Source organism: Nostoc sp., assembly GCF_036917355.1.
Classification (GTDB): domain Bacteria; phylum Cyanobacteriota; class Cyanobacteriia; order Cyanobacteriales; family Nostocaceae; genus Nostoc.
The window spans coordinates 13,277-28,578 of the sequence record NZ_JBALDP010000038.1 but is presented as its reverse complement, the minus strand read 5'-3'; the positions used below and the strand labels follow the sequence as shown (position 1 = coordinate 28,578).

The 15,302-nt window shown below is 43.5% G+C and carries 12 protein-coding genes; 2 read left to right on the top strand and 10 right to left on the bottom strand.

What is annotated here, in order from left to right; all coding sequences use genetic code 11:
• Window positions 1–120: 120 nt before the first annotated feature.
• Window positions 121–2,124 carry a protein phosphatase 2C domain-containing protein gene (locus tag V7K53_RS11380; protein WP_335197618.1) on the top strand — a complete coding sequence of 668 codons (2,004 nt, stop codon included), beginning with the start codon at window positions 121–123 and terminating at the stop codon, window positions 2,122–2,124.
• A 608-nt stretch (window positions 2,125–2,732) separates the two neighbouring features.
• On the opposite strand, the gene V7K53_RS11375 is transcribed toward V7K53_RS11380, so the two are convergent.
• The 3 genes from V7K53_RS11375 to V7K53_RS11365 all read right to left on the bottom strand — a co-directional run bounded on the left by V7K53_RS11375 (window position 2,733) and on the right by V7K53_RS11365 (window position 8,131).
• Entirely contained in the window at window positions 2,733–6,401 is a 3,669-nt protein-coding gene (locus V7K53_RS11375) for an EAL domain-containing protein (RefSeq protein ID WP_335197617.1), read from the bottom strand.
• Between the two features lie 198 nt (window positions 6,402–6,599).
• Window positions 6,600–7,463, bottom strand: coding sequence for a class I SAM-dependent methyltransferase (locus V7K53_RS11370; protein ID WP_335197616.1), 864 nt, complete (start codon window positions 7,461–7,463; stop codon window positions 6,600–6,602).
• A 290-nt stretch (window positions 7,464–7,753) separates the two neighbouring features.
• A complete protein-coding gene (locus V7K53_RS11365) occupies window positions 7,754–8,131 on the bottom strand; it encodes a hypothetical protein (protein ID WP_322676131.1) in 378 nt (125 codons plus the stop codon).
• Between the two features lie 127 nt (window positions 8,132–8,258).
• On the opposite strand from V7K53_RS11365, the gene V7K53_RS11360 reads away from it, so the two are divergent.
• Window positions 8,259–8,447, top strand: a complete 189-nt coding sequence (locus V7K53_RS11360) for a hypothetical protein (RefSeq protein WP_335007356.1) — start codon at window positions 8,259–8,261, stop codon at window positions 8,445–8,447.
• Between the two features lie 7 nt (window positions 8,448–8,454).
• Here the strand turns inward: V7K53_RS11360 and V7K53_RS11355 are convergent, their stop codons facing one another.
• From V7K53_RS11355 to V7K53_RS11325, 7 genes are all read right to left on the bottom strand, one after another.
• Window positions 8,455–9,003, bottom strand: coding sequence for a hypothetical protein (locus tag V7K53_RS11355; RefSeq protein ID WP_335197615.1), 549 nt, complete (start codon window positions 9,001–9,003; stop codon window positions 8,455–8,457).
• A gap of 90 nt (window positions 9,004–9,093) precedes the next feature.
• Entirely contained in the window at window positions 9,094–9,729 is a 636-nt protein-coding gene (gene tmk, locus V7K53_RS11350) for a dTMP kinase (RefSeq protein WP_335197613.1), read from the bottom strand.
• A gap of 202 nt (window positions 9,730–9,931) precedes the next feature.
• Entirely contained in the window at window positions 9,932–11,200 is a 1,269-nt protein-coding gene (locus tag V7K53_RS11345; protein WP_335197612.1) for a lactate racemase domain-containing protein, read from the bottom strand.
• A gap of 135 nt (window positions 11,201–11,335) precedes the next feature.
• On the bottom strand, window positions 11,336–11,734 hold the full coding sequence (locus V7K53_RS11340) for an Imm32 family immunity protein (RefSeq protein ID WP_335197611.1): 399 nt from the start codon (window positions 11,732–11,734) through the stop codon (window positions 11,336–11,338).
• Window positions 11,735–11,833: 99 nt separating this feature from the next.
• Window positions 11,834–12,661, bottom strand: coding sequence for an SDR family oxidoreductase (locus V7K53_RS11335; RefSeq protein WP_335197610.1), 828 nt, complete (start codon window positions 12,659–12,661; stop codon window positions 11,834–11,836).
• Window positions 12,662–12,729: 68 nt separating this feature from the next.
• Window positions 12,730–14,157 (bottom strand): glucuronate isomerase, encoded by a 1,428-nt coding sequence (gene uxaC, locus V7K53_RS11330; RefSeq protein ID WP_335197609.1) that lies wholly within the window; start codon window positions 14,155–14,157, stop codon window positions 12,730–12,732.
• 26 nt (window positions 14,158–14,183) lie between these two features.
• Complete coding sequence (locus V7K53_RS11325) at window positions 14,184–15,215, bottom strand: LacI family DNA-binding transcriptional regulator (protein WP_335197608.1); 1,032 nt, start codon at window positions 15,213–15,215, stop codon at window positions 14,184–14,186.
• Window positions 15,216–15,302: the final 87 nt, after the last annotated feature.

Below are 15,302 nucleotides of genomic sequence, written 5' to 3'. Positions count from 1 at the left end.
CTGACTCCTGAATTCTGACTCCTGAATTCTGACTCCTGAATTCTGACTCCTGAATTCTGACTCCTGAATTCTGACTCCTGAATTCTGACTCCTGAATTCTGACTCCTGACTCCTATATTTATGATTTCTACTCAACTGATAATTTTTTGTATAAATCCACGCTGTAATAGCCCCATTAATCCTATGGGAGATAACGTCTGTGCCAGTTGCCAAACTCCTTTAGTTCACCGCTATCTTTGGGCGACTGGCTCATTGTCTGCTTACATCCCACCAGGCACAAAGGTAGCAGATAGGTATGAAGTAATTAAACAACAGATTTGGCTGGATACTCAACCAGGACTGCCGCCAGATGTACCTGAAGAATTGCCAACGGAAGTAATTCCTTATTTACGGTTATATCAAGAGCGGTTACATCTGCCCCAGGCTTATGGGTTTGTTAATAATCTTGAGCAAGATACAACTGATATCCTGTTATTGGAAAATGCGCCGATAGATAAGACAGGAAATATCTATCCAACTATTGTTGAGGCTTGGGAGGAAGCCACGGCAGTACGACAAGTTTATTGGTTGTGGCAAATTCTCCAACTTTGGACACCTCTAGCAGAATTGGGACTTAGCCGCAGTTTACTAGTAACAGAGAACTTGAGAGTCGAAGGTTGGTGTGTGCGACTCTTGGAACTTTACCAAACACCAAATGATGAAAAGTTGAGTTTACAAAATCTGGGGGAGTGTTGGCAGTTTTGGGTAGCTTCTGCAAAGGCATCAGTAGCTAAGGCGTTACAGAACATTGTGCAGGAGATGTGTGAAACTGAGATTGAGTTAGAGGCGATTAATATTCAACTCAATAATTTACTACTAGCGGCTGCGGCAGAATTGCCATTAGTTTTAAAGGTGGCAGGTTCTACAGATATTGGCCCAATAATGGTGCAAAATGAAGATGCTTGCTATCCCAATAGTTTGACTGATTTAGATGAACCTTTATTGCGCCACTTGTCGATTGTTTGCGATGGCATTGGCGGACATGAAGGCGGTGAGGTTGCGAGTCAGTTGGCAGTGCAGTCTGTAAAGTTGCAAATTCGCGCTTTACTAACTGAGGTGACTGAACAAACTGCACTTTTTCCACCTGAATTGTTGCAGGAACAATTAGAAGCAAGCTTACGGGTGGTAAATAATGTAATTTGTGCCCGCAATAACGAACAAAAACGCCAGGGCAAAGAACGCATGGCTACAACTATTGTCATGGCGTTGCAAGTTCCACAACGAATCCAGACAAGTACTGGGTGGCAATCAAATAATACCCATGAGCTTTACTTGGCTAATGTTGGCGATAGCCGTGCCTATTGGATTACTCGCAATTATTGCCAGCTACTAACAGTAGATGATGATGTGGCAACGCGAGAAGTACGCTTGGCTAAAAGTTTGTATCGAAAGGCACTTTTTAGACCAGATGCGAGTGCCTTAACTCAAGCATTGGGGACAAGAAATTCAGAATCTTTGCGTCTCAAAATTCAGCGATTTATTCTGGAAGAAGATGGCATTTTGCTACTGTGTTCTGATGGGTTAAGTGATAATAACTGGGTGGAACAATCTTGGCAGGATTATGCAATACCCGTGTTAGCAGGGCAAATGACAGTTGAAGATGCTGTCCACAATTGGATTAACTTGGCAAACGAAAAAAATGGGCGTGATAATACATCGGTTGTGATGACCTATTGCCGTGTCTCTCCAGAATACTTAGTACCTGTGACTCCGGCGTTGCCAGAAGAGATTATAGAAGCAGAAATACAGGAAGAAGAACTAGAGGAACTAGAAGAATTAGAGGAATTAGAAGAACCAACTTCTTTTACAGAAAGTTCGCAAGCTTTGCTAGATTTGGATCTAAATTTGGATTTAGATTTGGATCTTTCAGAGGAACCACCTCTCAACCCAGAAATTCCACCAACTTTAATTACAAAACCGAAGTGGGATAAACGTTTGGTAATGCTGGGGGGAGTGTTGGCGTTGCTTGTAGGGGGTACAAGTCTGGGATTATTTGCTTGGTGGCAAATTAATCCTCAAGGATTCCAGCAGATGTGTCGGCAACTTCCCCAAAAGGTGCAGTCAGTATGTCCGAGTGGGAAATAGATTATACCGAAATATTTTAATGTTGATGAGGAATATTGCAGTATTGATAAGGAATATTGTAATGTTGATGAGGAATATTGCAATGTTTGGGAGAAATATTGCAATATTGATGAGGAATATTGCAATGTTTGTGAGAAACATTGCAATGTTAATGAGGAATATTGCAATGTTTGGGAGAAATGTTGCTATTTTGACAAGAACTACTTGTACATTCAGAGTGACGAAGAAGAAAGTTGCGATCGCTAGCGAAAACTCCTTTAAAATCTCGTTTCTAGCCTCTGGCTGGAAATGCTACTCATGGCGGCTCTGCCGCCTGCAAGGGAGGCGGAGCCTCTAGGACGGCATTCCCAGTCGGAGACTCGGAACGAGGCGATCGCGCCACAGATGACTTTAAATCACATCTTGCACTTGTATCATATCCGGCTAATTACTTACACTTACCACATCTGTGCAAAAATTGGAAAACTCTTTTTCCCCCTTACCCTTTCCCCTTTCCCCCTGCTCCCCTGTATCATATCCGGCTAATTACTTACACCTACCACATCTGTGCAAAAATTGGAAAACTCTTTTTCCCCCTTACCCTTTCCCCTTTCCCCCTGCTCCCCTGCCTAACCTAATGGGCAAGGTATGCCAATGCCATATCCCTGTGCGTAATCAATACCTAATGCCGTAATTCGCTCTAAAATCGCATCATTCTCCACAAACTCAGCAATCGTCTGAATACCCATTACACTGCTAATGTGCGTGATTGCTGTCACAATTGCATCATCCACAGAATTTTCAATAATGTTCCGAATAAAACTGCCGTCAATTTTCAGGTAATCCACAGGGAGAGACTTGAGATAAGCAAAGGACGACATCCCCACCCCAAAATCGTCCAACGCGAAGCGACAGCCCATCTCTTGAAGTGACTCAATGAACTGCTTGGCTTTTACGAGGTTAGCGATCGCTACAGTTTCGGTAATCTCAAAACAGATGCGCTGGGGTGAGATCGGGTATAGAGAAAACTGCTCATACAAAAAGTTAATGAATTGATCGTCGTTGATGCTAGAGCCAGAGAGGTTAATTGCATAGATACTTTGTTTATCGCCAACAAACTTTGGCCAATTCTTGAACAGAGTCCGAATCACCCAGCGATCGATCAGGTGCATCAAGTTGTAGCGTTCTGCTGCTGGAATAAACGCCATCGGCAGAACTAAATTTCCCTGCTCATCCCGGAGCCGCAGCAAGATTTCATAATGGTTGTTGTTTCGATCTGCCGGAGCGATCGCAGCAATCTTTTGAGCATACAGACAAAACCGATCGCTTTCTAACGCTTGAGAAATGCGGCTGACCCACTGCATCTGCTCACGCTGTTGCAGTCGCTCCTGGTCGTCAGTCTGAGCAACGTACACGCGATTACGCCCCCGATTTTTTGCGCTATAGCAAGCTGCGTCAGCCGTACTGATAATCTCTGCAAGGTTCTCGCTATTGCTGTCGATCCCAACTAAGCCGATACTTGCTCCAATTGAGAACCCTTGCTCTTGGCAAACAAATCGGAACTCTTGAACACACAAAAGCAATTCATTAGCAACTCGTAAAGCTTGTTCTAGCGTACATTGATTGAGCAATACCCCGAATTCATCACCCCCTAACCGTGCCAGTGTGTCAGTTTTCCGAATCTTCTCCTGCAATAGGGCAGTAATTTGACGCAGTAATTCGTCTCCAGCTAGATGACCACAGGTATCATTGACAATTTTGAAGCGATCGAGATCCAAATAGCACAACGCATGAACTTGGTAGTCTAACTTGGCAAGGTGTAATGATTGTTCAACGCGCCGCTCAAATTCCTGGCGATTCACCAATCCGGTTAAGGCATCATGGGTTGCTTGCCAGGATAGCTGATGCGCCAGCTTGCGGTTCTGAGTCACGTCATGAAACACCATAACCGCGCCAATAACTTGTCCCTCACGATTGCGAATGGGCGCGGCTGAATCTTCAATCGCAATCTCTTGACCATTTCGAGCAATTAAGACGGTATGGTTTGCTAAACCCACAATTCGATTTTCTTGTAACGCTAGGTCAATTGGATTCTGAACTGGCTCGCGTGTTATTTCATGCACAATTTTAAAGATTTCTAGTAACGGCAACCCTTGTGCAGATGCTTCACTACATCCAATCAGAGATTCTGCAATCGGATTGAGGTATTGAATCTTGCTAAAGGCATCTGTGGTAATAACTGCATCTCCAATCGATTGCAACGTCACCTGAGCTAATTCTTTTTCCTGAAAAAGTGTTTCTTCAATTTGCTTCAGGGCTGTGATATCGCGTCCCACTGATTGAAATTCGATAAAGCATCCTTGTTCGTCAAACAGCATTCGGTTATGCCACTGAGTCCAACGCACCTTATTTGCCACAACCACGCGATTCTCAATGATGAGAACAGGATTATCAGCACTCATTGAAGCGATTAATTGAACAACTCGCTCCCGATCTTCCTCAAAGATAGCCGGTTGATAGCGGCTGCCGATCAGTTCCTCTGGCAATTGTCCAAAATAAAGCGCATAAGCTTGGTTGACAAACGTAAGTGTACCGTCTGGTAAATATCGGGCAATGAGTTCAGTCTGATCTTCGACAATGGCACGGTAGCGAATCTCACTTTGTTTGAGAGCAATTTCTGCTTGCTTGCGTTCTGTAATGTCTAGAATAGCTCCATAGAGTCTAATCTTTTTACCTTGAGTATCATAAGCTACCTCTGCTCTCGACTCTAGGTAGCGCAATGAGCCATCAGGTCGGATAATGCGATATTCAAGATTGAAAGGGGTGCCATTGGCGATCGCCCCTAGTAGATGCCTCTGCAACATCGATCGGTCTCCTGGGTGAAGCATCTGGAGAAATGCAGCCTGTGTCGGTGCTGATTCAGCAGGATTTAAACCAAAGATACGGAAGGTTTCGGCTGACCAAATTTGTTTTTGAGACTCTAAGTACCATTCCCAACTGCCCAGATGGGCAACCTTTTGAGCAGTAGCTAGCAGCTTTTCACTGCGTCGGAGTTCTTCCTCGGCTTGTTTGCGTTCGTTGAGTGCGACTTGCCGTTCTGTAACATCTTGGGCAGTCCCATAGAGGCGAATTACTTTTCCATCCGCGTTGAATTCTGTATGTCCAATTCCCTCAATATAAATAGTAGACCCGTAAATTGGAGATGCGCGCAGAATGAGTTTGTAGGATTCGCCAGTTGTCATTGCCCGCTCAATTGCTTGGGCTAATTTTCCTGCATCTTCTGGGCAGTACAGTTGCAGATTTTCTTGATAGCTCAGCTCAAGAAGCGCGGGATCTCGATTAAACAGGTCGAACAGTTGCTTTGACCAAGTAATTTTGCCAGTGGCAATATCAAATTCCCAATTACCGAGACGAGCAACTTGCTGAGATTCTTCTAATAAGGCTTCACTCTTGCGTAGTGTTTCTTCAGCACATTTGAGATCGGTGACATCCACCACCAGCCCATCCCAAACTACCCGGCCATCTTGCAATTGGCGTGGCGTAGAACGAAAATGTAACCATTTCAGCCGAGCGCTGGGCGTTTGGATTCGCAGTTGTATATCAAACACCGAGAGATTCCGCCGAGATTCATCGACTGCTGCCAACAGGAGTGGTGCATCTTCTGGGATAAACTGGCAATAGAGCAAACTTGAATCCTTCAGTGCATCTTCTGCCTTGACTTCCATCAGTTTTTCAATCCCCGCGCTGATATAAGCAAAGCGATCGCTGCCATCAAATTCCCGGATTACCTTATAAATTGCCCCATTGGGCAGATTATCGCCAATTCGCCGCAACATAGCTTCTCGCTCTTGTAGTGCGAGTTCTGCCTGTTTGCGTACACTAATTTCCTTCTCCAGTTCTCGATTGGCTGCTTCCAATTGTGCATGACTGGGGAGAGCAAGTGCTTTTGGTACTAAAGGTATAAGTTCAGAAGCTGTGTACAGTGAAACTAGAGCTGTAATTGCTTTCAGGCAACCACTCAACCAATAAGTTGGATACCAGAGCGTCCAAATCTCCATTAGGTGGGTAGTGCCACAAGTAACAATAAATATTGCAAATAGTAGAAATATCCGGTTGAAGGGCAAATCTTGGCGCTTGCGGACAAAATAAAGTAACGTGATGGGAATGGAATAATAAGAAAGCGCAATTAAACTATCGGATACAATATGCAAACCCAATAATTCTGGTTTCCAAAGATAGCAATGACCGTGAGGAATAAACTGTTTATGAGCAAGAAGGCTTTTCCCAAATTCCAGCATCACATTGTCTCAAACACAAGTTGTTTGCTCTAAATATTAGTTATTTATAATACTAAAATTTATTACGAATATCGAAAATCAGGACACGCGATCGCTGCTGTGCTTTCTTTCTTTACCATAGGCTACGCGATCGCTTGAAAGCTGCCATTTGTGCGATTATCAGCAGGCAAGTTGTCTTCCCATTCAATCATCTCCCTCTTACAAGGCTTTGGGTTTGATGAACTTAAGGGTCATGCGATCGCTCTCTCCAATGGTGAGGAAGCGTTCCCTGTCTTTTTCACCTTGGCTCAAAGTTGGAGGTAGTGTCCAAACTCCGCCCGGATAGTCCTTGGTATCTTTTGGGTTGGCATTAATCTCTGATTTGCTCACCAATTTAAAGCCAGCATTTTCCACAGCAGCAATTACCCCATCTTCAGACATATAGCCTGTTTTGATACTCTCTTGTAAAGAAATCCCCCCAAGGGCGCGGTGTTCTTCCACCCCTAAGATGCCTCCTGGCTTAAGTGCTTTGTAAGCCGCCGCGTAAACCTGCTCGGCATAGCCAGCTTTCACCCAGTTATGAATATTGCGGAAGGTAACAACTATGTCCACAGAGTTTTCTGGGGCTAGGGTAAGTTCATTTGGGGGATTGATTTGGGCTACTTTGACCTTACCAAAAATTTCTGGATTAGCTGCTAGTTTCTCTTGCAAGGCCAAAGCAGGTTTACTTGTGCTTGGAGCAAAGTTAGTAACTATGAGTTGTCCCTTGGGTGCTAGAAATGGGGCTAATATCTCAGTATACCAGCCGCTTCCTGGCCACAATTCAACCACCGTCATCTTTGGGCGCAGACCGAAGAATTCGAGAGTTTGGGCTGGGTGGCGGTACTTGTCTCGGAGGCGATTCTGCTCTGAGCGATGACTGCTGGTGAGTATAGTTTGGAGTGTAGTTGCGCCGTTAAATGTCGTTTTTTCGCTCTCGTTGGCTAAAACATTGGGGGATATCACAGCTGCCAATACAAGGAAAGCTAGAGTCAGGGCTTTCAGTAAACTTTGACGGAGGATGAGATTTTGTGCAAATTTCATAGCTGTTGTTTTTATTTTCCCTTTCAGCATAAGGGTTAATAGCGACAGCAAACCCCTTGGGTATATAGGATATAGAAAAGTCCTCAGCTTTAGGTTGCTAGTAGTCTGCCAACCCAAAAATGCGCTTGTGAGGGCTGGGGAAAGGGGAAAGGGGAAAGGGTAAGGGATTTAAAACCTTTCCCCCCGCCCCTTATCCCCAGAGGGGACCCCACCTTCCCCCTTACCCTTTACCCCGCCAAGTCACGAAAGCGAACTACTAGGGACTAACTACTTTCGGCTTGTAAACTGATTTACTGATTGAGCAGTCCGATCGCCATCTCAAGGTGCATCTTAGCTTTATGCAAGTTCAGTAAACTCTCTTGGTCGTATCGGTCAGGGTAGCTCATAGCCTTGCGCTCTAAAGTTATCCGAATTAGTGCCGCTTGTTCATCAGTGGGGGAGTTCATCTCATCTACAACCCCTTCGAGGAATTGAATAACACTAAAGCCTGGTGATTTTAACCCTCTTCCTTGCCTTAATTGAGAGAGTGCTATCTGTGGGAATGCCATCAAGGTGACAATCCAACTAGTCTTGTACCCTCCATTCCCAGTAGGCTTTAATCCGTAACGCCTACATAAGTCTCTCAACTCAGCAGTGGTTTTGATTTCGAGTTCTGACCTTGTGAACATAAAATAGAATTACCCATTTGTAAAAGTGGTATCGGTGGTGAACTGTTTTGACAGACGCGAACACCACCGATTAAAACTCTATCTATATGTTCACGTATCGTTCAAGCTATATTTACATCTCTCAACAATGCCTAACCCTAAAGGTAATCCAGAAAATTTAAAACCACTTAAGTCTGATAGAGAAGAACCGCTAACACAAAATCTTAATTTTCGTGTCACCGAAAAAATGAAGGAAGAGGTAAAAGCACAAGACGACCCTCCTGAGTTTTGTAGAGAAGCTATTCAGAAAGCACTGGATGAGAAAAAAAGGAAATAGTGTCGCGTTATTGGACTTTAGTGCAACACAAATTCAATTCTTTTTTTAAGTGTTCTCTTAATTCATGGACATCATTCCAGTGAGCTTTCAGTGTTTTACTTTCCAACGATATAGCGTAAGTGTTACGACGATTCCATCTGACTTTCATTACATCGGACTCAAGAGTAATACTACGGTAATTACTGAAGTCAGAAATCCTCCAATGAACCTTAACCCATCGAAAAATCCCCCACACTTCTTCTCCCCATTGAGGTTCATCCTCACTTGCCTCATTAACCAGTTCAACTACGTGCGTCAGGTATCTCTTTTTGCACCCATCTGGTATTTTTTTATGCTCTCCTGTGGTATTGTCTTTGCAGTCATGCGGTATTTGAGAAAGGATGAGAAGGGATCCTTTTGGTAGTTCACGCGCGTGAGATTCTACTACTGTTGTACTTTCACGTCTTTTAAAGTTCAATCGAAAGTAAGCTCCAATAGGATATTCAGGATACGCCCACTGTGTCTCATCACCTTGGTCAGTGACACTTTTGATATAATCCAAACGATTACAATCCATTATTTCTTACTACTGCCTTGTAGTAACTAGACCTTTTTCCATATCTAGTTTGCCCAAACTCTCATTAAAAACTTTGAGGTTTATTTTGCCCTACTTTGCCAAGTGCAGGTGTACGCGTAAAATTCCTTGAATTACCTGTTGTACAGCTTCTTTACTCAAGCTGCCATCTACTCGAACAATTCTTGAGGGATAGGATGCTGCTAACTCTGCATATCCTTGCTGAACGCGCCGATGAAAAGCGATTGTCTCTTGTTCAATGCGGTCTAGTCCTACTTTATCTGAGAGTTTGCGGGACAGTCCAACCTCGACATCGACATCTAGCCAAATAGTTAAGTCACTTTCTAAACCACCAGTAGCAATATTATTCAGCTGATTGATTAAACTCATATTCAGACCGCGACCATATCCTTGGTAGGCAATGGTAGAGTCAGTGTAGCGATCGCATAAAATATATTTCCCAGCTGCAAGATTTGGTTTAAGCTCTTGTTCAACGTGTTGCGATCGGTCAGCAGCATACAACAAAAGTTCTGTCACTTCTGCAACTGGTTTATCTTCTGACTTTTCTAGTAGCAAGCGGCGAAGATGTAAACCTAACTCTGTTCCCCCTGGTTCGCGAGTTACCACCACAGAAACACCTAGACTTTCCAACCATTCAGAACAAAGCTGCATTTGGCTGGTTTTGCCACAGCCTTCCACCCCTTCAAATACAATTAATTTACCACCCATGCTTTTTTGTTCGCTGCAATAAACTGATTCGCTGACGTTTCATCAGATCAAGAATAGCGCGAAGTCTCAAACCATAAACTGCGATCGCGTAGGCGTAGCTCATCGTAGATATCGCAGTTTATGATTCAATACAGTTCAGATAAGACCAAAACACTTGTAGAGACGGCGATTTATCGCGTCTCGAAAACTACGATTTAGTTACCTAAAAATTACTGTCACTTAGACGGTATAATATCTCGCCAGCCTTTGGCACAAGCAATATACCTTCATCCTCTCGGTTAGCCCATTCAGTGGGTTGAATAGTCGCCGGATCGCGATAGTTTAAGTTATGAGCAGCACAGCGTTCAGCAGAAATGCCAGTCGCTAAAGTAACGCGAATTCGTGCTTGTTCTCCTTTTATGGGATCAAAAGTACCCATCCCTTTTAAGTGAGTACTATGGGCTAGCACTCCAGCAGGATACTCTTGGAATTTATGCCACTGTTTGAGAAAGTAATCCCGCACATGATAGCCAACTTCGGATAAAATTTCACCGTGTGTATAGCTAAACTCGGTAATGTGAGGAGCATATATAATTACTTCGCCTCCATCGGCCACTACTGGCTCTAGCTTGTACATTCCTTTAGCGGCTGTCCAAATGTCGTCATACATTTGGGGCATGACTGAAAGCACTTTTTTAAAAGGCCGATCTACATATTTAATATGCAGTTTAGCTGATAGTTTTGCAGCAGCTTCCCAGGCTGACTCTGGTCGATCTATATAAAGTCCAGCTAACTGATTTGTTTTCGGTGCGACCACCATCGCCAAACAAAGCTTTGGGGTAGAAATCAGGTTAGCGGCTCGGTTAATCAAACGCCGGACTGGTGTTATTCCCAGCGTACCAATAATTTCATAACAGGTTATTAAAGCACCTAACCAGTGGGAGAGATTAATTACTTCTTGACCACCAATCCCAGGAAAAAAATATTTATTGCCACCAGAAAAACCGACAACTTCATGGGGGAAAACTGGGCTACAAATTACGATCAAATCGTATTCTGCTACCAGCTTATTAATCCGCACATCAACTTTCTGATGTAGCATACCACCGCTAATTTCTGCTATCTCGTCTGCCGAAATTACTCCACAAGAAATAAAAGTATCTGGCTCATTCCAAAGGTGATTAAAGATGCGAATTTTTTTAAAAGTTGTCTCTCGTTCCTCTGGTGTTACTCCTACCAAGTGATTAATTTGTTCTTCACTCATAGGATTATGTGTACCCAGAGCAATTAAAAAATCCAGAGCCGCTACTCTTTGACTCAACTCCTGATGAAGCAATCGAAACATTTGCGGGATAGGAGCAGTGCGGGTACTATCTGGAATTAATACTAAGATACGCTGTCCATCTAACTGACGATCTGCCAAAGCTTGATGAACTAGCTCGGAAACTTGCTCGTCGGAAAGTGTTCCGTTAGTTACAGCCAGTGAATACATAAATTAAACTCTCCTTATTACGAGAAGTTTCTCGGTTGAGTAGTAGGGAAGGTGCTTAAAAATAAAAAATACAAGTACTTTTCCTTACCTGCTTCCTAGCAAGTATTTTGCGAAATCTTTACTGCTGCTAATTAACTAAGGTTGTGGCTGTAGCACTCCTATTACGCAAGGAATTGAATCAGACGCTATCCACTCATGACCCTCATAATACTCAATATGGGAGTGTGAACCACGCCTTGAGCTATCTAAGAAATTAAAACACTCTGCCAAAATTGCTAATTTTGATGCTTCTCCCTCTACGTTAAGAAAATTAGCTGAAACTGAAAGTTTAACAGCACCTCTAGTCTGATATATTGATAAACAATCAAGACGATGATGGTATGGTACTGGAGCAAAGTTAGCATCAGCCACGATGTCAGTTCGCACCTCATCACCTTGCAATAAGTTTAAAATTTTGTGTCGAACACTTCGCAATTCTTCAGGTGTACCAGTGATATAAATTTCGTATGGACTGTAGCGGATTTGAATCATCAAAGTTTCATATTAACTAATACTGTTAACAAGTAGTTTATTCCTACATAGACGCACTGCGGATGTAAAACTTGTTGTCCGTTAGGCGTTGTCGCAGGTAGTTCAAACTCCACTGTAAATACTAAATCCACCATCTACCGGCACAACTACCCCGTTAACAAAACTAGAACCAGCACTACATAACCAGATCAAGGTACTGAGTAATTCATCTGGTTTTCCGAAACGTCCGGCGGGGGTATGGTCAATGATTTTTTGCCCGCGAACGGTCAAACTGCCATCAGAATTTAAGAGTAAATCTCGATTTTGTTCGCCAATAAAAAAACCTGGTGCGATCGCATTTACTCGCATTCCATCACCATACTTTTGGGCGAGTTCTACAGCTAGCCAACGAGTAAAGTTATCTATCCCCGCTTTCGCAGCTGAGTAGCCAACCACGCGGCTAATCACTCGAATGGCAGACATAGAAGAAATATTGACAATGCAACCGTGAGGCTGACTTCTTTCCACCATTGCTTGACCAAAAACCTGACAAGGCAGTAGAGTGCCAACTAAGTTGAGGCTAACTACTTCCTCAAAAGCTGTATGTGGCATATCAAAAATAGTCGCATCAGGAGAAATTGTGGCAGCCGGAATATTACCGCCAGCCATATTTACCAAGATATCTATCTCACCCCAACGCTGTATAATAACATCTCTAGCGATTTCTAATTGGGAGCGATCGCTAACATCTGCCACCACAGCCATACTTTCTCCACCACCAGCAGTAATCTCAGCCACCACCGCCCCCGCCCTGACTTCATTACGACCCAAAACCACAACTCGCGCTCCAGCCAAAGCCAAACCCCTTGCCATAGCCCCACCAAGCACACCAGAACCACCAGTAACTACCGCAACCCGCTCCTTCAAACTAAAAAGTTTACTTAAAATCAAAATGATTCCCCCACTTAGTAAAATTCTCTGCGTACCTCCGCGCTTCCCTCCGCGCCCCTTTGCGTTTCTCAATTCCCCTCAAACTTATAAGCAACCTTAGCAAGGTCATAAGCCAAAGCACGAGCCATCTGATACCCTTCCTCCTCCTCAACCAATCCCCGCGCGACCAATCCAGCCAACCAATTACAAGCTACCCGTCGCCAGACATTATGACGAGCCGGAATCGAAACAAAAGCCCGCGTATCATCATTAAATCCAGCAGTATTATAAATTCCCGCAGTTTCCATTACCTGATTGAAATAACGCTCCATACCATTTACGCTGTCATGAAACCACCAAGGCGGCCCGAGCAATACACTGGGATAATGACCAGCTAACGGAGCCATCTCGCGGCTATAAGTGCTTTCATCCATGCCAAAAATGATTAAATGGAAGCGGCGATCGCTACCGTAAGCTGACAACAATGGGCGTAGATTTTGAGTCCATTCTATTTTTATAGGAATATCAGCACCTTTATCAGCTCCAAATTTCTCAAATAAAGCCGGGTTATGGTTACGCATTACACCACAATGCATTTGCATCACCAATCCATCTTCCACACTCATCCGCGCCATTTCCATGAAGAGATGACCGGTAAAATTTTCGACATCACCTGGATTCAGCTTGCCGGCTAATGCTCTCGCAAAGATAGCTTCAGCTTCTTGGTCAGAAAGGCGTGTGGTATATGGTGTAGCGGCACCTTGATCGGTAGCTGTCGCGCCCATTTTTTTAAAGAAAGCTCGACGTTCTTCTAGAGCTTGGACAAAATTGGCGTAAGTGTTAATTTCTCTACCGATAGTGCTTTCCAACTTGCTAAGATTTTCGCGCCATCCAGGAGCATCCAGATTAACTACTGCATCTGGGCGAAAAGTTGGTCTAATTTGAGTAAAACCTTCTTCGTGGAGCGATCGCTGATTCTCTAGGTTATCACTGGCGGCATCGGTAGTACAAAGCACTTCGATATTAAAGCGTTTGAATAAAGCGCGAGGGGAAAACTCCGGTAAAGCTAACAAACCTTCTAGACAATCATAGATATATCCGGCGTTGCGAGAGTTTAAAGGTTCATCCATCCCAAAAACGTTAGTTAGTTCCTCTTTCAGCCACAACCCGGACGGAGTACCCTGGAATAGATAAAAATGGTCGGCGAACAATTGCCAGATTTTACGATGGTCTGTTTCTCCTGGCGAACCATCATTGCTTGGTATGCCCAAAGCTTGCAGAGATACGCCCCGACTATAGAGCATCCGCAACAGGTAGTGGTCAGGGATAATCAGTAATTCCGTCGGCGAACCAAAACGGGCTGCGGGATTAGCTAACAAAGCTGGATCTACGTGTCCGTGGGGGCAAACTAGAGGTAACGCAGATATACTGTCAAAGAATTGATGAGCTAATCGTCTTTGAACTGGTTCTGGAGAGAAGCAGCGATCGGGAGATAAACTCGGTTTTTTAGTTAACATAATTTTTGTATAAATTGTTTTAAGTTTTAAATTGTTAATAAAGCTGCACTGCTACCACGCTTTAATAGAAAAGGAGATAAAACGCGGTTTTCCACAGTTTTTTCTTCTATTAAATCGAGTAACATTTGCATGGCATAGCCACCAATTTCCAACATTGGCTGGCTAATTGTGGTCAGTGCAGGCGTAACGTAACAACCCAAAGCAATACCATCAAATCCGACGATACTTAAATTTCGCGGTACTAAAATACCTAATTCTTGACAAGCTAACAGAGCGCCAATTGCTACCATATCGTTATAACAAAATATGCCTGTAACTTCCGCAGCCAATAGTTTAGATAGCATATTTTGTCCAGTGTTCACATCACTAGTTCTGGTATCATATTCATCACTAATTGAAACCCAATCAGTATTTTGGGGAATCCCAGCTTCCGCAAGGGCCATTTGATATCCTTCTAGGCGCTGCTGGTTTGACCTGCTGCGATCGCCTACACCCAGATAACCAATGGCAGTATGTCCTAAACTAATTAGATGCTCTGTGGCTAATTTAGCACCTAAGCGATCGTCTATTGCAACTGAGTGAAATATTTCCGATTGGTCTTCAGTCTGACTATTAATTAAAACTGTTGGTACAGCAATTTGTGTAAGTTGTTTAGTATGTTGTTTACTAATTCGCGAGTCAGCTATTAAGATACCGTCCACCCTACGGCGATGAAAAGTATCAATAGCTGCCATTTCCTGCTCAAAATCTCGGTGTGAAGCACTCAATAAAACACTCAAACCCGCTGGTTTGGCTATCTTCTCGATTCCCTCTACCACCTCAGCGTAAAAGGGATCTGAAATTGAAGTTACTACTACACCAATAGTATTAGTACGTTTGTTTTGCAAGCTTTGAGCAATAGCATTGGGCACATAACTCATCTCCTCTGCCAGTCGCTTAATTTCTTCTCGCACTTTTGGGCTAATGAGAGCATTATCTCGCAAAGCACGTGAAACTGTAGAATGAGAAACGCCTGCTCTACGGGCAATATCTTCAATTGAAATTCTTCGTTTATTCATTATTTTATCTTAGCTTTTAAATATTGCACACGTGTGCATTTGTATGTATTATAGAAAATAATCGTGATTTGTCAAGAGATTTTAATA